The organism is Acinetobacter sp. AG3 (assembly GCF_022343575.1).
Classification (GTDB): Bacteria; Pseudomonadota; Gammaproteobacteria; order Pseudomonadales; family Moraxellaceae; genus Acinetobacter; species Acinetobacter guillouiae.
Genome location: NZ_JAKQZD010000001.1, coordinates 1,100,291 through 1,119,595, shown reverse-complemented (window position 1 = coordinate 1,119,595; position 19,305 = coordinate 1,100,291). Strand labels below are relative to the sequence as shown.

At 39.3% G+C, this 19,305-nt stretch carries 13 protein-coding genes and 1 pseudogene; 8 read left to right on the top strand and 6 right to left on the bottom strand.

Annotation, left to right across the window (positions count from 1 at the left end):
• Positions 1-22: 22 nt before the first annotated feature.
• Complete coding sequence (locus L3V46_RS05205; RefSeq protein ID WP_004717570.1) at positions 23-1,615, bottom strand: BCCT family transporter; 1,593 nt, start codon at positions 1,613-1,615, stop codon at positions 23-25.
• A 263-nt stretch (positions 1,616-1,878) separates the two neighbouring features.
• Between L3V46_RS05205 and betI the strand changes: the two genes are divergently transcribed.
• The 6 genes from betI to L3V46_RS05175 all read left to right on the top strand — a co-directional run bounded on the left by betI (position 1,879) and on the right by L3V46_RS05175 (position 9,202).
• Positions 1,879-2,502 (top strand): transcriptional regulator BetI, encoded by a 624-nt coding sequence (betI, locus tag L3V46_RS05200; protein WP_004717575.1) that lies wholly within the window; start codon positions 1,879-1,881, stop codon positions 2,500-2,502.
• Positions 2,495-3,967 (top strand): betaine-aldehyde dehydrogenase, encoded by a 1,473-nt coding sequence (betB, locus tag L3V46_RS05195; RefSeq protein ID WP_004717577.1) that lies wholly within the window; start codon positions 2,495-2,497, stop codon positions 3,965-3,967. Before betI ends, betB begins: the two co-directional genes overlap by 8 nt.
• Positions 3,968-4,057: 90 nt before the next feature.
• Positions 4,058-5,752 (top strand): choline dehydrogenase, encoded by a 1,695-nt coding sequence (gene betA, locus L3V46_RS05190; RefSeq protein WP_004717579.1) that lies wholly within the window; start codon positions 4,058-4,060, stop codon positions 5,750-5,752.
• Between the two features lie 67 nt (positions 5,753-5,819).
• Positions 5,820-6,614, top strand: coding sequence for a TorF family putative porin (locus L3V46_RS05185; protein WP_004717580.1), 795 nt, complete (start codon positions 5,820-5,822; stop codon positions 6,612-6,614).
• A 599-nt stretch (positions 6,615-7,213) separates the two neighbouring features.
• Entirely contained in the window at positions 7,214-7,801 is a 588-nt protein-coding gene (locus L3V46_RS05180; protein ID WP_004823436.1) for a TetR/AcrR family transcriptional regulator, read from the top strand.
• 192 nt (positions 7,802-7,993) lie between these two features.
• The gene (locus tag L3V46_RS05175; protein WP_239045115.1) at positions 7,994-9,202 is read left to right on the top strand and encodes an MFS transporter; all 1,209 of its coding nucleotides are present in this window, start codon (positions 7,994-7,996) and stop codon (positions 9,200-9,202) included.
• A gap of 133 nt (positions 9,203-9,335) precedes the next feature.
• Here the strand turns inward: L3V46_RS05175 and L3V46_RS05170 are convergent, their stop codons facing one another.
• Together L3V46_RS05170 and L3V46_RS05165 are read right to left on the bottom strand one after the other, a co-directional pair.
• Entirely contained in the window at positions 9,336-11,240 is a 1,905-nt protein-coding gene (locus L3V46_RS05170; RefSeq protein ID WP_239045114.1) for a hypothetical protein, read from the bottom strand.
• An 8-nt stretch (positions 11,241-11,248) separates the two neighbouring features.
• Positions 11,249-12,249: pseudogene (locus L3V46_RS05165) on the bottom strand (T6SS immunity protein Tli4 family protein).
• Between the two features lie 371 nt (positions 12,250-12,620).
• Between L3V46_RS05165 and L3V46_RS05160 the strand changes: the two are divergent.
• On the top strand, positions 12,621-12,995 hold the full coding sequence (locus L3V46_RS05160) for a hypothetical protein (protein ID WP_167321156.1): 375 nt from the start codon (positions 12,621-12,623) through the stop codon (positions 12,993-12,995).
• Between the two features lie 226 nt (positions 12,996-13,221).
• On the opposite strand, the gene L3V46_RS05155 is transcribed toward L3V46_RS05160, so the two are convergent.
• On the bottom strand, positions 13,222-15,549 hold the full coding sequence (locus L3V46_RS05155; RefSeq protein WP_239045113.1) for a TonB-dependent receptor: 2,328 nt from the start codon (positions 15,547-15,549) through the stop codon (positions 13,222-13,224).
• Between the two features lie 146 nt (positions 15,550-15,695).
• The gene (locus tag L3V46_RS05150; protein WP_239045112.1) at positions 15,696-17,174 is read right to left on the bottom strand and encodes a PLP-dependent aminotransferase family protein; all 1,479 of its coding nucleotides are present in this window, start codon (positions 17,172-17,174) and stop codon (positions 15,696-15,698) included.
• Positions 17,175-17,282: 108 nt separating this feature from the next.
• Between L3V46_RS05150 and L3V46_RS05145 the strand changes: the two genes are divergently transcribed.
• Positions 17,283-17,738 (top strand): GNAT family N-acetyltransferase, encoded by a 456-nt coding sequence (locus tag L3V46_RS05145; protein ID WP_239045111.1) that lies wholly within the window; start codon positions 17,283-17,285, stop codon positions 17,736-17,738.
• A 101-nt stretch (positions 17,739-17,839) separates the two neighbouring features.
• Here L3V46_RS05145 and L3V46_RS05140 read toward each other — a convergent pair whose 3' ends face one another.
• The gene (locus L3V46_RS05140; RefSeq protein WP_239045110.1) at positions 17,840-19,270 is read right to left on the bottom strand and encodes a PLP-dependent aminotransferase family protein; all 1,431 of its coding nucleotides are present in this window, start codon (positions 19,268-19,270) and stop codon (positions 17,840-17,842) included.
• Between the last annotated feature and the right edge of the window lie 35 nt (positions 19,271-19,305).

Below are 19,305 nucleotides of genomic sequence, written 5' to 3'. Positions count from 1 at the left end.
TCATGTTGATCTGTGGATCTTATTATTTGACGAGTTCAGAAGAATCAGTCGTTTTGTTGATGGCTTGTGGTGGTTGCGGGCTGGCTAAGTCCTGATTAATTGCTTTGGTTAAACCAAACATATACAGCAAAATAATCACCGAGAATGGTAAACCACATAGCACCACGGCACTTTGCATCGAATGAAAACTACCTGCTAACAGTAAACCAATACTGACAATCGTAATCACCACAGACCAGAAAATTCGCAACCAAATCGGTGAATCACTTTCATTGCTTCCGCCTTTTGTAGACAGATTTGCAATCATCAGCGTACCAGAACCCACTGGGGTCAAGAACAGTACAAAACAAATCACCACAACAATCCCAGCCACATAAGGATTAAAAGGTAAATATTCGAGCAACTTAAACAAAGACAAAGCTGGATCGGTAAGAACCATATCGCCCAAAACTTTTTGTTTTTGAGTCAAAATTAAATCAATTGCAGTATTTCCGAAAATGGAAATCCAAGCCAAAGTAAAGCCTAAAGGGATCAGACACACACCCAAGACCACTTCACGAATGGTGCGCCCTTTTGAAATACGCGCAATAAACATCCCAACGAAAGGTGCCCAAGCAATCCACCAAGCCCAATAAAACACCGTCCAAGAACCGAGCCAGCCTTTTGCTTGTGGATTGTATAAATACACATCAAAGCTTTTCGCAACAAAATGGTTGAGATAGTCACCCACATTCTGTACCAAACCATTCAGTAAATGATTGGTGGGCCCTGTTAAGAACACAAATAACAATAACGCATAGAGTAAACGTAAGTTAATCCGTGAAAGCCAAGCCAGTCCTTTTTCAATCCCCACCACCGTGGTGATTGTCGCAACAGACATCATCACCAATACCACTGCGATCAGAGTTACATTGTTGTCGGGAATGGCTGGGACTAAATAACTAATGCCCGAAACCAACACCAGTGCACCAATGCCTAGATTGGTGACCAAAGAAATCACCGTGGCTAAAATCCCAAAGCCATCCACAAAGTCGCCGATCAAACCATAGATCCGATCGCCAAAAATTGGATAAAGCGCAGAACGTAAAGCCAGAGGTAAATCTAAGCGAAAGGCAAAATAGCCCAAGGTGACACCCAATAAGGCATAGAGCACCCAGCCATGTATACCCCAATGTAAAAAGCTATACATCATGGCATCTCTGGCAGCTTGGATTGTGCCGCCCTCGCCTTCAGGTGGTCTTAAGAAATGATCGACAGGTTCAGCAACACCATAATACAGTAAGGCAATACCGATACCTGCTGAAAACAGCATAGACACCCAAGCCAAGTAACCAAACTCAGGTTTATCACCATCTTTTCCAAGTGGAAGTTGTCCAGCACGTGAAAAAGCCAACCATCCGACAAAACCCAGACATGCCACAATCACCAGCATGTAATACCAACCAAAGAGTTGATTGGCCTGCTCTTGCACATAGGTTAGCCAAAACTGACTTCTTTCTGGAAATAAAACAAACAATAGGCCAAAAATACCGATACTGATTGCAGAACTTCCAAACACAAATAAATTTAATCGAATCCGTTCGGATGAATATCCTTTATGGCTATTTGACACCATGCTATTGCTCCTTGCAATCGGTGTATTTTCTTAAAAAATAATAGGATATGTACTATTTTTACTGAACATCCTGATGGATCAGAATGTTGATGTATACACTTACATTTCTTATTACTCATCAAAAAATTATTGATTTTTGCAGATTATACTTTTTATTGATTGAACGTTCAATCAATAAAAAGTATTATAAAAAAATGCTAAGATGTTCTACATTGAGTAATGTTAAATAAAAAGTGCCTTTTCAGCACTTTAAGTGGATATACATGACAAAACGTAGAGTCAAACCAGAGCATGTGCGACGTGAAGAAATTATTAACGCCGCATTTGATGTGATTTATGAAGTGGGCTTATCCAATATGACCATTGCACAAATCGCAAAGAAAGCCGAGCTATCCACAGGTATTGTGAGTCACTATTTTGGTGATAAACAGGGATTAATAAATACCTGCATGCAAGAAATGCTGAATGTTTTACGTCGCAAAACCGACCAAAATAAAACTGAAGCAGACGAGCATCCAGAAAGCCAACTTAAAGCGATTATTGACTCTAACTTTGATATTAGTCAGGTCAATAAACAAGCCATGCGCATCTGGTTAGACTTTTGGTCTGCAAGCATGCACCTACCCGAACTTGGGCGCTTGCAACAAATTAATGATCAACGCCTGTATTCAAACTTGAAGTTTCACTTTCTCAAGTTATTGGATAAAGAACAGGCAAGCATTGCCGCTCGTGGTTTAGCGGCATTGATTGACGGATTATGGTTACGTGGCAGTTTAAGCAGTCATGATGAATTTGACAGCCAGCTGGCACGTTCCATTGCTTACGATTATGTAAAAACGCAATTGCAATTTGCGAAAAAACCTTTGCAGGAGAGACAGAATGAGTGATTCACAAGTTCATCAATTGTACATCCATGGTCGCTATGTAGCAGCGACCAGTGGTAAGACCTTTACCAGTATTAACCCTGCCAACGGTGAAGTGATCGCAACCCTTCAACAAGCATCACAACAAGACATTGAAGCGGCTGTTCAAAGCGCACAACAAGGTCAAAAAATTTGGGCCGCAATGACAGCGATGGAGCGTTCTCGTATTTTACGTCGCGCTGTCGACATTTTACGTGAGCGTAATGATGAACTCGCTCGCTTAGAAACCCTCGATACAGGTAAAGCCTATAGCGAAACATCGACCGTTGATATTGTCACCGGTGCTGATGTACTCGAATATTATGCAGGTCTCGCGACTGCAATTCAGGGAGAGCAAGTTCCGCTTCGTGAATCAAGCTTTTTCTATACCCGTCGTGAACCGCTTGGTGTTGTCGCGGGAATCGGAGCTTGGAACTATCCAATTCAAATCGCATTATGGAAATCTGCCCCTGCGCTAGCTGCTGGGAATGCCATGATCTTTAAACCAAGTGAAACCACACCGCTGAGCGTATTCAAACTTGCTGAAATCTATACTGAAGCTGGACTACCAGATGGCGTATTTAACGTGGTACAAGGTGCAGGCCGTGAGATTGGACAATGGTTAACTGAACATCCAATTATTGAAAAAATTTCTTTCACTGGTGGTGTTGAAACAGGCAAGAAAGTTATGGCAAGTGCCGCAGGTTCTACACTCAAAGAAGTGACCATGGAACTCGGCGGTAAATCCCCTTTAATTATTTGTGATGATGCTGACCTCAATCGTGCAGCAGACATTGCGGTGATGGCAAACTTCTTTAGTTCAGGTCAAGTCTGTACCAATGGTACACGTGTCTTTGTTCCAAAAGCACTGTTGGCAGATTTTGAAGCCGCTATTGTAGAACGGGTAAAACGGATCCGTATCGGCGATCCAATGGCTGAGCAAACCAACTTTGGTCCACTCACCAGCTTCCCGCATATGGAAAAAGTCTTGTCTTTCATTGAGTCAGGCAAACAACAAGGTGCCAAACTGCTCATTGGCGGTGGCCGTGCGACAGAAGCTGAATTGGCGCAAGGTGCTTATGTGTTACCGACAGTTTTCAGTGACTGCCAAGATGATATGCGCATTGTAGAAGAAGAAATCTTTGGCCCTGTCATGAGCATTCTCAGTTATGAAACTGAAGAAGAAGTCATTCGTCGTGCCAATGACACCACTTTTGGTTTAGCAGCGGGTGTTGTGACACAAGACATCACCAAAGCACATCGTATTATTCATCAAATCGAAGCAGGTATTTGCTGGATCAACACATGGGGCGAATCCCCTGCTGAAATGCCAGTGGGTGGCTATAAGCAATCAGGCGTCGGTCGTGAAAATGGTTTAACCACACTTGGGCATTACACCCGTATCAAATCAGTTCAAGTTGAGTTAGGTGAGTATCAAAGCATTTTTTAATGCACTCACACTTTCTCCGTATATCAATCCTATGTGCCATGTCATCACCTGATTGCATTGGCACTTTTAAAAAATACAAAAAGGATAATTATGACTACTCAAGCATATGACTACATTATCATCGGCGCAGGATCTGCCGGAAATGTGCTCGCAACACGTTTAACTGAAGACAAAGACGTTACTGTTTTACTCTTGGAAGCAGGTGGCCCAGACTACCGTTTAGATTTCCGTACTCAAATGCCAGCAGCGTTGGCCTACCCACTACAAGGACGCCGTTACAACTGGGCATATCTCACTGATCCTGAACCACATATGAATAATCGCCGTATGGAATGCGGCCGTGGTAAAGGTTTAGGTGGTTCCTCATTGATTAACGGGATGTGTTATATCCGTGGTAATGCAATGGACTTAGATAACTGGTCGACGCTCAAAGGGCTAGAAGACTGGAGCTATGCAGACTGCTTACCATATTATAAAAAAGCTGAAACCCGTGATATTGGTGGCAATGACTACCACGGCGCCAATGGCCCTGTATCTGTGGCAACCCCTAAAAATGGCAATAATGTCTTGTTCCATGCCATGGTTGAAGCAGGTGTACAAGCAGGCTATCCACGTACAGATGACTTAAATGGTTATCAACAAGAAGGTTTCGGTCCAATGGATCGTACCGTGACACCAAAAGGCCGTCGCTCTAGTACCGCACGTGGTTATTTAGACATGGCAAAAGGTCGCCCTAATTTAACGATCGTGACCCATGCCACCACCAATAAAATTTTATTTAATCAAAAGCAAGCGATTGGTGTGGAATATATCATCGGTGCGGATAAAACCAATCTCACACAAGCACGTGCAAACCGTGAGGTCTTGCTTTGTGCGGGTGCTATCGCATCACCACAAATTTTGCAACGTTCGGGTGTTGGTGAAAGTAGCTTCCTTAAATCAATGGACATCGATGTTGTACATGATTTACCGGGTGTCGGTGAAAACTTACAAGACCATTTGGAAATGTACTTACAATACAAATGTAAGCAACCTGTTTCACTCTACCCCGCTTTAAAATGGTTTAACCAGCCTGCAATTGGTGCTGAATGGTTATTTAATGGGACTGGTATTGGCGCAAGCAACCAGTTTGAAGCAGGTGGTTTTATCCGCAGCTCAGATGAATTTGACTGGCCAAATATTCAATATCACTTCTTACCCGTTGCGATTAACTATAACGGCAGTAATGCAGTGAAAGAACACGGCTTCCAAGCGCATGTTGGTTCTATGCGCTCACCAGCACGTGGTCGAATTAAGCTGAAATCTAAAGATCCATTTGAACATCCAAGTATTCTGTTCAACTATATGTCGACTGAGCAAGACTGGCGTGAATTCCGTGATGCCATTCGTATCACCCGTGAAATCATGCAACAGCCTGCATTAGATGCATATCGTGGCGATGAAATCAGTCCTGGAAAACAGGTGCAAACTGATGCTGAACTGGATGATTTCGTGCGCAACCATGCTGAAACTGCTTACCATCCTTCATGTAGTTGTAAGATGGGTGAAGATGAAATGGCAGTGGTTGACGGTCAAGGTCGTGTACACGGTCTACAAGGCTTGCGCGTTGTTGATGCTTCGATTATGCCGCTGATCATTACTGGAAATTTAAATGCCACAACGATTATGATCGCTGAAAAAATCGCAGATCAAATTCGTGGCAAAAAATTGCCACGTTCTGAAGCGGGTTATTACAAAGCTGGCACAGCACCTGTGCGCAAAGCGCCTTTACGTCCGATCGTGTAAAAGTATTCATATTTTAGCGACACCTCAGTTTTGACTGAGTGTGTCGCATCTTTCAAGGACGAATAAAATGAGAAAAAAATTATTATTGACCATCCCTTTGAGTTTATTTTTTCAAACCCTACATGCCAATGAATCTGGTGTAGAAACGCCGTCTCCGTATAGTGCAAATTTGACAGTAGCCAGCCAATATATCTCACGTGGTTTTCAACAGACCTGGGGCAACCCTGCTGTACAAGGCGGATTTGATTATGCTCATCCCAATGGTTTTTATGTAGGAACTTGGGCTTCTACTGTGAGTGATGACTTCATCCGTGATGCCAATGTTGAATGGGATGTCTATACTGGTTATAGCCGTAGTTTCGGTCAGTTAAATCTGGGTACTAAAGTCGCTTATTACTACTATCCTGGGGCAAAAACCACTGCTGAAACAGGTCATACCCGTTTTGATTATGGTGAAATTATTCCAGAAATCAGCTATGGTCCGCTGAGTGTTAAATATGCAATTACCTATACTCAAGATTATTTTGGCAATAATTCTGACACTTTAGCAATTGGTTCCAATAAGCACTCTCGTGGTTCAGGCTATTTAGATGTGAATTGGTTACAACCCATCGCTCAAGGTTGGTCGCTGAATATGCATTATGGCAATCAACGTATAAAAAACTTTTCTGCCGCAAGCTTTCAAGATGCCAGTGTTGCCATTAACAAAGCGCTGCCTTATGGCTTATCTTCCAGTTTAAGTTATAGCAAAGCATGGGACAAAGACGGATATTATCAAAAATACAGCAATGGCAATCCCAATGCCAAAGTTTCAAATCCAATTGATTCCACCCTCACTTTTTCACTCACTAAAAAGTTTTAAGCTAAAGTTTAAATATTCAGTAACCTGTTATAAATCAACCAAAAACCATGCCCTTCATGAGCGTGGTTTTTTAATGTCTATAGTCACCCCCCTAATTATTCATACAAGTGATTTCTATCAAGTCATTGATCAGAAATGAACTTATGTTTTTGTATGTGCTTTTAGAAACTGTTGGTTATCAATTGATTTTTTTACTTTTGAATTATAGATGGTGATTCTACCGTGAGGCGACATGGATGTCGCCGTTGGGCGGGGGTACAGGACGTACCCCTCGCCCAATAGAAGATTTTTGTCACTTTTCATCTCTGAAAAGTGAGGCATCGCCTACGCAAAGCTATTTAAACTTTGAATGTAAGGTGTGGCATTGCAAGCTTTTTATAATTAAATAATTTATTTTCTCATGCAATTGATTTAATTAAAAATATTCATTAAAAGAAATTATATTCTTGTGTCTGAGCTTTTTTGACAGGTTGACTTATATCTTGGCTTAATTCAATAAAGCAAACTCAAATCTCCCCATACTGTTGAATTATCATTAGACAGCCATTGATTGTTTGTATAAAGCATTAGGAACGATTGTTCCAATATAAATTAATATTATGCGTACGAAAGAGTTTGATCCTGAAGAAGTTGAAAATGCGGTGATGCAAGTTTTCTGGCGTAAAGGATTTGCAGCGACATCAATTCAAGATTTAGTTGAGGAAACTGGACTCTCACGCAGCAGTTTATATAGTTCCTTTAAAAATAAAGAGCAGCTATACCAACAAGCCTTATCTCGCTATCAACGCCTGATCAGTAAATCAAATATTGATTTATTATCCAGTGATGGATCAGTCAAAAGTATCATCCAACAATTACTATCTCGTATCATTGAAGATGAATTAAATGATCCGCAACATCGCGGTTGCCTAATGGCCAATGCCTGTTTGGAGTTAGCAGGACACGATCAAAAGACCGCAGAATCTGTCACGTACAACTTTGAGCGATTACAGCTCGCACTGGAACAACTCATGATCAGAGGAAAGCAATCTGGTGAAATCACCCTACACAGTTCTCCACAAGCCTTAGCACTTTTTTTCGTGAATACCATTCAAGGCATTCGCGTTTTGAGCAAAGGCTGTAGCGCAGAAAATCGTCAGCAATATCTAGAGAATGTTGCTGAAGTCGCACTAAATACCTTGTATTAATTTTTAGTTTCCCCCCTTAGCCGACTGGGTAGTTTGCAATGCTGAGGGTTTTATTTACCTTAAAATGGAATGATCATTCCAATATAAATACAACATGGAGTAAACAATGAATATTGATCTTGAAAATTTTGGGATGCCTATATTCCTTAAACGAGATGACCTTTCTGTCAATCATACACAGAGGTATAGCGCATGAATCAGTTCAACAACAGATCAGAGCAGAACCGATCTACGCCCAGCTTACCAATTTGGAAATTATTGGCATTTACGGTTGCAGGTTTTATTACCATTATGACGGAAATCATACCTGCGGGCTTATTGGCATTGATCAGTCATGACTTAGAGGTGTCTGAAGCTTTAGCAGGGCAAATGATTTCAGTTTATGCTTTAGGATCGGTCATTGCGGCGATCCCTGTGGTTGCTGCAACACGAAGTTGGTCAAGAAAACCTTTATTGTTATTGGCAATCACAGGCTTGTTTGTCTTCAATAGTCTAACAGCGCTATCTTCCAGCTATATTGTCATCCTGATTTCACGATTTATTGCAGGAATGTCTGCTGGAATTATCTGGGGTATCTTGGCAGGTTATGCTCGAAGTCTGGTTCCTGCCCATCTGCAAGGCAGAGCGATGGCAATCGTTGGAGTGGGTCAACCCATCGCATTATGTCTGGGTGTGCCTTTAGCTATTGGGTTGGGCAATCTGTTTGGCTGGCGTGGGGTTTTCTGGATGATTTCAGGACTTGCTTTAATCCTGATCATCTGGATAAAAATAAGCCTTCCTCATTTGGCAGGACAACCAGCAAGCAAACAACAATCCATTCTCAACGTCTTGGTACACCCTGGTATAGGCGCAATTTTGGCTGTTATTTTTGTTTGGATTTTGGCACATAACATACTTTATACCTTTATTTCACCTTATTTGTCTGCTGTACAGCTGGGTGAGCATATTGATCTTATTCTTCTTATTTTTGGTCTTTCTTCAATACTCGGCATTTGGATTACAGGGATTTGGATCGATAGATCATTACGCAAATTAACCCTGATCAGTTTAACAGGCTTTGCCATCGCTGCTCTTTTCATGGGCTTGAGCGGTCATCACATCTGGCTTGTGATGCTAGGTATCGTACTTTGGGGAATGACTTTTGGTGGTGCACCAACCCTACTACAAACTGCGTTGGCAGATGTCGCAAGTGAAAATGTAGATATTGCCCAATCCATGCTGGTGACGGTGTTTAATCTTGCGGTTGCAGGGGGCGGTATTTTAGGTGGCATCCTGCTACAAAATGTAGGCATAGACTCATTTTTTGTTTGTATCATCGTTTTATCATTATTGGGGTTATCTATTGTATTTTTTGCGCATAAAAATGGTTTTAAATCAGGACATCGTTTGGGCAGCCAATAAATTTAAAGCTGTCATTTAACACCATGCTTCGATGACAACATCTATTGGATCAAACAGCACCATCATCGTTGATTGGGCTATTTGATCCACCTCTTAAACGATAGCTATGTATTTATCAAATAAAAACAGTCATTTATTGACTATTTTTTTCATTTTCACAGACTTCTTCTGCTGAAGCTTGCTTGATAATATCGACTATATTTGCAATACAATAGATTGTGTTTAATTGAACATCTGCATGATCATAACTACTCGCGTGTTCATAGCCATTGATAATAAAGGTTTCTTTTAGTGCCCTTGTATCCTCCCGTACATCCTGTCCAGATTGATAAGAAACAGTACCATCACCTCTCGAAGTCGGCTTAAGATCTAAATAAAATGTAGCTTTATTGGTTTTAGAAATTTTAAATTTTTCATCTAATAGGACCTCTCTTATCCCATCTTTTTTATACGCATTATTATGTAAATTATGCGATTTAGAGCCAGCTATTTCCAAATCAGCATCATCTTCCTGAGTATTCGTTACATCGTCCTCTTTGATGTCACTTCGATCTTTTATATCTGGAAACTCGATTAAATTTTTCTTGCCATATAAACTGATTAATTCAATCAGTTCATTGGCACTGCTAATATTTAACTCTTCCTTACAACGCCACACCACTTGACCAAATGCTTTAAAACTTTCGTCAGCAGCATAGTTTGCATAAGTATTGGGATGATAAGTGTCAATAATATGATTATGTAATTTTTTTACTATATCTACATTGTCCACATATACATCAAAAGTACTCTCATAGCCTTTTTCATTGGCTTCTTGCTTTAATAAGCCAGCAGGATCAATAAAATCTGGATTCATCATTGCCCACCAACTGTCTTTTCTTTGGTAGATTTCAGTATAAGGATCAGCAGTCTGGGGGAGTGAAGCAGTAATTTCACCAGTAGGTGTCTTTGCTTTGATTAACATCCATGCTTTCGGATTTTTTGGGAAATCTACAGTATTTGAATAATTGGCGAAGGGTAATAACTCCAAGCCGCCAGGCGCACTAGCCAATGTTGCAGTTAATCGTTCCGAGGTATCTCCAAACATAAATTTGCTTACCCAGGCTTTTAGGCTGTTGAGTAATCCAGTTGAGGCTTTCCAACCATCCCAACCTACGGTGAGGCGTTGATAAACCGCTGGTGCCCCACTGGCTGGCATCGCACCATGTACCACACCCGCAATCTTATCTTTAACTTTATCGTTTTGAATCAAGGCACGGGTTACTAGCCCTCCCATGGAATGGCTGACGATAATAAATTTTTTAAATTTTGCGGTAGGAAACTCTTTTTTAACTTGTGCCATAACTTCATTATTAAGTCGATCCGCTACTTTTTCTGCAGAATTCATATTGGTATCCAACCAATTATAACCACAGGCAAATACGGGGAATCCATAGTCTGCGAGTTCTTTATGTTGTTCTAAACTTAATAATTCAATCACCTTACTGCTTGACCAGTTTTTGAGTACTTTTTCTGTTTTTTGATTTCCTGGCTGTACAATTTTCTCCCATTCAGTTGTACCGTTAAACTGGTCTTTCTTTTGGTCTTTAATTTTTTTAAATTGTTGATTTAAATTACTTTCTAAATAAATCAATAAATCTGCATAACCAAGGTTAATCACGGAGCCCCAGCCTCGTGCCAGCGCTATTTCTTTTGTGATATGTGGAATTTGCTTTTTACTTAATTTAACCCCACCATCATATCCCACCTCAGTCGTTTTAGGATTCAATGCAATTTGCCGTTCCTTGGCATCTCTTTTACTATATTCGATAATCGTGGAAAGTGAGATTTTGGGATACCAAACTTTATTTTTCTTTGTATCTTTGATATTTGAACCCATGATCCCTGGAATAAAAATAATCGGCACCACATATTTCGGCGGTACGATTATTTCACATTCGGTCTCGACACTACTGGGTGCAGTGTATGAAACATAGGAAACGTTTCCTGATTTATAAAGTATTTCATACGCTTCATGACGATGGACATTATTTGACATTGTTATTCTCAGAATTTACGAATGGTTTTTAGAATCGACTCATATAGTTTTATGGCATCATATTGTTCTAAACTACTGCTTTCTGTAAGAGGAGAAGAATATCCTGTATCTGTTTCAAAACCGATTAAAGGGTCCTTATTGTCCCGTGCAGTCCCCGTATGTTCCCATAAGGCACTAATCCCATTTCTGCCTTTCATTTTTTCAACCGAAATCCATTCTTGACCCGTTAAATGAGCCGTATTTTTTTCACCTTTACGAATATTGTCTTTGTTCATTTGCCGCTGACTTTGTCCGACTTGACTTAATTTACTTTCAATTCTAGGAATCAACTGTGCCGTTTCTCTTGAGTTTGTTTCTGCATCGAATCTTAAAACCACAGTTGGATAGTTTTTGAAGTCAAAAGCAAGTGTCTGTTTACTGTGTCTAAATTTTTGATCATTGTCTTTGATAAAACCTTGATAAATACATTGTCCATTTTCTTGAGGGATTTCATGTCAGGACGATAACGCAAATTTTTAATTAAATGCTGCATCGCCTCATTACTTTTTTCAGTCCATTTCGGCATATCACTATGCCCGCCTTCAATTAAAAACAGGGTTCTTTTATCAAGTACAAAACCAAAAACACTAAAAGGACGACCTTCCTTCTTTGATTTTTTACCTTTAAGCGTTTTGGTAAGTCGTCCCTCAATTTTTTGTATTTGGAGATCTTCAGTGATAAACCAGTCATCTTCAGAATATTCTTTTTTTACTTTTTGAATAGCCGCATCAAAATCTTGAGGTGTGGCATTTTCTTTCACTTTAATGATAAAAGAATCATATTGATCATATCTTTCCAGTGGATTTGCTTCAGCAGGAATATCAACCACATAACGCCCAATACAATAAGTTTTTGTTTTTTCCAAATTAATCATATTATTTCCAGTATTTTTTATTTCTGATTTTGCAAACGTGCAGCTTGTATTGAAGACACATACAGCGAATAGTAAAGAAGCATATATTTTATTCATTGATATTTCCTTTTTTAGATAAGCGCTATGATATGTATTAAGTATTCTTAACTATTCAAAAGAGTAAAAATATTGTTCAACATTTATTATTATAGCCTTACCACTAATAAGCAAAACTTAATATAAAATATAGTTTTTCTCAAACAAAATAGGTATCTTTTTGTTTCAATGCAATTTTAAAAATAATTGGTATATTTGAATTGTATCGCTACACCCTTTGTTAAATCATATTTTCTTATCAAGTTTTTTAATTCTCACAATGTATCTATTCTGCACATCCCTTCAAAATTTACCGATTATCACATAGACTTTTTGCAAAATTTAATTGATAATGATTATCAATTTCATTATCTGAAAAATTGGTGAACACTTTGGAACAGCCTACTCTAGCGACTGAAGCGATTCGAGCATTTTTTACCTTACAATGCTGCTGGTTAAACAGTGAAGAAATTTATCTTGAACAAGGTTGTTTGCATTGTGGTTCGGCAGCAACTTATTTAATTTATTTTACCCATGCGCCTATTCAAAAATTAATGCTTGATTTTATTCAAAAATATAACTGCCATAACAGCAAAAAATCAGACTTACTCGACTTATTAGACTTTGAACAGAATTATAATGATTTTTTACAAGTGCTTGAAAGTGCAGTAAACAGTTATGCTCGACAATATCAAAACCAAGCTTGTCATTTGGCATTTGAAAGTGTTGAATCTATTTTTGAACGTGAAGCAGCCATCGCATGTTAAGGAATTGGTACTGCAATAAATCAAACTGTAATGATTGAATCGAATAGGCTATTTTTTAAAAGCTATTTTTTAATTTAATGACATCAATTTGTTACTCTCAATCTATCAAAATAAAGGGGCCAACATGTTGCTTGAAGTCTTCTCGACAACAGCAACTTATTGACCCCGATAATAAGTCTTAAGTTAATATCCAGCATATAAGACTTAGCCAACAAAAGTTAAGCGATTAAATTTTCATACTTATACCCAGCTGTACCCCACGCCCAGGAAGCGGTGCAATGTATTTTAATGGCGAGTTCTGTGGTCGTGCATCTTCATTTAACAAATTAGACCCATTGAGGAAAACATCAAAATTGGCATTTTGTAATTTGAAGTGTTTTTGAATTTGTAGATCCAGCAAGTTATAAGACGGCAATGGAATTTCTTTAGACACATTTTTGCCTAAATACTGAGCTTGATCATAGTAAATATTGGATAAGCGTGCTGACCAATCATTTTTATTCCATTCAAGGTTTAGCCCATAACGGTTCGTTGGCATGTTGGGTAAGTAATTTCCATCATTTACCAAACTGGTTTTGTTTGGATTAAGGTTTTTATTTTTCACCAAGTCAGCAAAAGCAGAGATCAAAAGATTGCCATACTGATTGAGTTCAAACTGTTGTTTTAAATCAATTTCAAATCCAGTGATTTCAGCATCTGTCTGGGTCCAATATTTAAGTGGCAAGCGATTACGCATTTGTGCCCCTGAATGGGTCAAATACAAATACTTGTCATATTTCATCTTATATACAGTCGCTTCAAAATTAAAATTTTTATAATTGAACAGACCTGTTAACTCAAGATTTTTGGATTTTTCTTCTTTGAGTTTTTGATTGCCTTCTTCTTGTAACATAATTGAATAATGTGGATTGCTGGCATAAAGTTCATTAATTTCAGGCGCTCTATCTGACACTGAATAACGCAACTTTAAACCCAATAGATCATTATATTTTAGGTATGAACCGAAACTGTAGCTTTCAAGATTAAATTTTGTATCGGTGAGTTTTGTATTTGGTGAATTTCTGGATGTCTCAAAATCACTTTTTTGAATTTTATGTTCAACCTTTTCGTTACGATAACCTGCATCGAGTTCTAGCCAATCAAAGTCTAATTTTTCCTTGATAAACACGGCTTGTGTTTGCGTATTGATATTCGGTAAATAACGTAAATTTCCATGCCCTACCACTTTACGATCAATCTGATTAAAGCCAATAAAACCATTCCAAAATTCAGCAGGTCTATGCTTCAGTAATAATTCAGCCTGTTGAGTATCAAATTTATAGTTATTGGCCATTTTTGATCCTAAATATTCTCCTGATGTATTAACGCTCTTACTCACATCAAATTGTATTTGTTTCAATAACAACGGACTAAAATTAAACTCGCTGTCTAAGGCATATCTTCGCTGATCTGTTTTTACCCCGACTGGTATGCTGTCACTGGTAGATTGAAAAGATTTATTTTCAAGAGAAAATCCGGGTACCCCATATTCACTTTTTTTTGAATCAGCACTGAGCCCAATACGTCCATTGTTGAGAAAATAAGTACTTCCAATCGCAAAGTGCTGATTGTCTAAATAGCTATTGCCCAGCTTGTTTTTATAGTTGGGTGTGACATCTTTATTAATTTTATTTTCAGTATATTGCTGGGTATTGGGCACATATTTAGGGTTTACTGGATTGGTATAGGTTTTTCCACTCCAAACTGAGGTAGGTTTATCTGTATAGAAGGAAAATGAACCATCTGCCCAATCAGGATTTTCCGTCATAAATTGGTCAATATAAGGCTGTGATGCAGTATTATAATTTTTTTGAATGCGTGCTTCTTTTTGGCAAGCATCTGCCAATGCTGTATTTACCCCACCCGTCGCTGGAAATACACCAGTATTACATATGCTCGCTTTACCCTCTCCCGGAATTTTATAAGCTGACATATCTTGGCTAGAAAACAATACATTGGTAGAAAAATTACTTTGGTTATTGAGATTGAGTTTAAAGCCTTTGGCATCAAAATCATTCCAGCCCTTTTTCGCTACAAGCTCTAATTGAGAACTTTTATTCGGCATCGCTGTATCGATTAGACCAGAATCAATATTCACACTTCCGCCAATGGCATTACCACCATAACGTACACTGTCTGAAGATTTATTGACGGTAACAGATTGAGTGAATAAAGGATCAAAAGGGATATTAATATTGCCACTGATACTATTCATTCCATAAATAGACTGACCATTTTCCAAAATCTGCACCCGGTTTCCACTCAAACTGCGAATCACAGGCGCACCTGAATTGGGACCAAAAGCGCTACTTTGTACTCCTGAAAGATGCTTTAAAGCATCACCTAAAGTTTTATTGTCTGCATTTCTATTTTCTACAACGATACTTTGATTGATAAATGGATCATTTTCAGCATTGACTCGAATCACTGGAAGTACAGTCAGTTGTTTGTTTTCAATCGCATATGCAGGAAAGACCGGTAAAGAAATAGCGATTGCTAAAGTATGGTGACGCATCATGGATTCCGGATTGTAATTTATTGTTATGTTATAACATTACATAAACAGATGTACAACAATTATCATCAATGCTTATACAGCTAGACCAGCTAGTGATTTATATCGGAAATAAAGAAATATAGAAGATGAAAAAGGAAGCCGTATTAGGTGTGCTTGATCTGTTGCGCCAGCTTCTGAATATTCATGCTAATCTCATCTGGAGTATGCGCTGCATAGCCAAACAATACTGCTGCTTTTTCATAAGGCTGTTGACAGTAGCGAGATAAAGGCTGAACAGCCAGATTAATAGCAAGACACTGATCAATAAAGCTTTGCTCAGTCCATGGGGCTTTTAGCCAACAAATCACATGAATCCCTGAGTCGGTTGGCTGAACAGTCAATACATCTGCAAGAAACTGTTGAATCGCAGCAATTAATGCCTGTTGACGTTCTTGGCAAGCTTTACGCACTTTACGGACATGGCGTGCATAATGCCCCTCTTTGATAAACAAAGCCAAAGCCGCTTGTTCTAAATAAGCACTCCGCGTATCGGTATAATATTTTGCCAGACTCAATGTTTCTATCAGCGATTCTGGAACCACCATAAATCCAAGTCGAAACTCAGGAAACATCATTTTAGAAAAAGTACCTGAATAGATTACTCTTTGCTGTTGGTCTAAGCCCTGTAAGGCTTGAATTGGATGCGTTCCATATCTAAACTCACTATTATAATCATCTTCAAAAATCCATTTTTGCTGACTTGCGGCCCATTCCAATAGGGCCAATCGTCGACTTAAACTGAGTGTTCCACCTAAAGGGAACTGATGAGAGGGTGCGGTATAGATGAATTTACTTTCGGAATAATGCTGAATAATCTCAGCAATTTTCATCCCTTCGTGATCACTTGATACAGGATGAACTTGAATGCCAAAACTCCGAAAAATATTTAAAGCGGCATCATAGCCGGGCTCATCTAAACAGATCTGATCCAAAGGTTGTAATAATGCATAAGCTGCAAGATGAATCGCTTGTTGGGTACCATTTACAATCAAAATTTGTTGTACATCGCATTTTAGCCCCCGCGTAGAACGAACATAATCACAAATAGCCTGACGTAAAGGCAAATAGCCACGACAATCATGAAACTGACCCAATTGCTGATGAGACTGCCGCCAAGCACGTCCCAATAATTTCCCCCAAAGTGAATGGGGAAATAAATCGGTACAGCCAACGCCGACATGAAATATTTTTTCACCCTGCCCAGATACATTTTGTTTCTGCCAAGCAGGTAATAAATTTGCGATATGCGGATTAATATTTAGCTTGTGACAGATGTCAGATGCAGATTCTATCGCTATCTCTTGTATAGAAATTAATTGGTCAGGAATCAGCTCAGCGACATATGTACCAGAGCTTGGCTTGGTCACAACATAGCCTTCATCCAGTAAACGATCCATTGCAGCCAAGACTGAATTTCTAGAAATCGACATCATTTCCGCCAAGACACGACTAGAGGGCAATTTGGTTCCAGAAGCCAGACGACCATCCAAAATTGCATCACGTAAAACGCTATATAAACCCTCTTTAATCACCCCTTTAGGCAAGATCAAATGGGGGAAATAAGCCGATGCTGCTGTCGCCATAAGTAAAACTGGTACTGTTAAAAATACTTAAAGTGTATCTTATTTGAATACCACAATCACACTTAAACTCATTTCTCCTCTTTCTTTCCCGACGACTGGAGAATACCTGTGGAAAATTTAGTGGTTCAAATTGTGCCTGTTGCACAACAAGACTATAAACAATGGGTGGAGTATTGGCTGGCTTATCAAGACTTTTACCAAGTGGCTTTATCCAATACAGTTACGCAAACCACTTGGCAACGTTTTTTTGATGATCATGAACCGATCTATTGTGCTGTTGCTAAACAAGGTGAGCATGTTCTGGGCTTTGTACATTATGTTATCCATCGCTCGACATGGGCCGAGGCCAACTTTTGCTATCTTGAAGACTTATATGTTTCTCCACAGGCAAGAGGTCAACATCTAGGCAAGCGCCTGATTGAATATGTACAACAGCAAGCGATTGTTCAACCCTGCGCGCGCTTGTATTGGCACACGCAACAAAGCAATCAAACTGCACAAAAACTCTATGACTGGATTGCTGAAAAACCAGGGGTCATTGAATATCGTATGGCGTTAAATTAATCCATAAAAAACCAGAAACACAATGCTTCTGGTTTTTGCTTAAACCCTTCTAAAGTCAGTTCAACAAGATTCAAAATACTTTCTAAGTATATTGAGCATCATCAGCTCACAAAAACCTGATACAACTTTTCAACAGTTTGACGGATTTCCAATTCGGTCAGGGCTGCAAAACCAAAACGAATATAGAAACTGTGATCAGAATGATGCCATTCCGAACCAAAATCATATTCAGAATCAATATGTAATTGCTTTAAAACCGTTAAAAACTGCTGTTGAAAAGGCAATTTAAACTTTACCCACAACGCCATGCCGCCTGCAGGTGGGGCTATTTCAACCCAGTTCTCAAAAGTTTGCTGAAAAGCCCTCACAGCAAAATCTCTACGTTGCTGATAAATCTTACGCATTTTACGGATATGCCGCTTAATTTCACCCTGCTGCATCAGTTCAGCCATTGCCAATTCAGTAATCGCATTGCCCTGTTTATCGATCAGCAAAATGTCTTGTTTCATCGCCTGAATAATTTGCACATTGGTCACCACATAACCAATTCTTAAACTGGGCGCAAACACTTTAGACAAAGAGCCGATATGAATCACTTTGTCTGCTGCCGGTAAGCTGATTAACGGCGGAATAGGTCGACTGTCATAATGAAATTCATGGTCATAATCATCTTCAATAATATAAAAATCAAAGGCTTTAGACAGCTCTAACAGCTTTAATCTTCGATCCATAGACATCGTCACTGTCGTTGGATATTGATGATGAGGTGTGGTGTATACCGCAGCAACTGCATGGCTGGACAAAATTTCAGTTAAATGATCGGTATCTAGACCATGCTTATCCAAACGCACGCGAATAATTTGATAATGATTAGACAGGAATGTTTCCACTGCAGGTGGATAAGCCCATTGCTCTACCACAATAATATGACGCTGAGACTGATGTTGAGCCAGAACCCGCGCAGCTAGAAAAATCCCCATTTGACTGCCACGAACCACACAAATATTTTCCATAGAGGTCTGTATAAAACGCTCCATAGACAACATCTTTAATAAGGCTTGACGAAGTTCTAAACTTCCCTGCGGATCTCCATATCCCATGGTTTGATGACGTGTTACTTGAATCAATGCATGCCGATAAGCCCGTGAAAACAATTCATACGGGATCAGCCGATTGTCAGGCACACCATCATTTTTGATCAGCATCTGAGTTGGCAAAACGGGTGTGGAATTAGGTTGCTCAAGTGTAGGCGATGACTGCGCTTTTAAGTCTGGTAAATTCTCAGAGACAAAGGTGCCTTGCCTAGCTTTTGAAACCAGCCAACCCTGTGCCTCCAAATCTTCATATACCGATTGTACGGTTTTTCGGTTAATCCCGAGTTCATCCGCCAGTGTCCGTGAACCTGGCAAGCGTGTTGCCTGAGTAATTCTGCCAGATAAAATCTCTTGAATAATCTGATTTGCCAACTTTAAAAAAAGGGTCTTTTCTTCACGATCTTCTAAATGTAGCCGAATTTTCCAAGGCTGACGCATAACTCTCTGGCCCATATAAGTTTTAGAAACTGGAT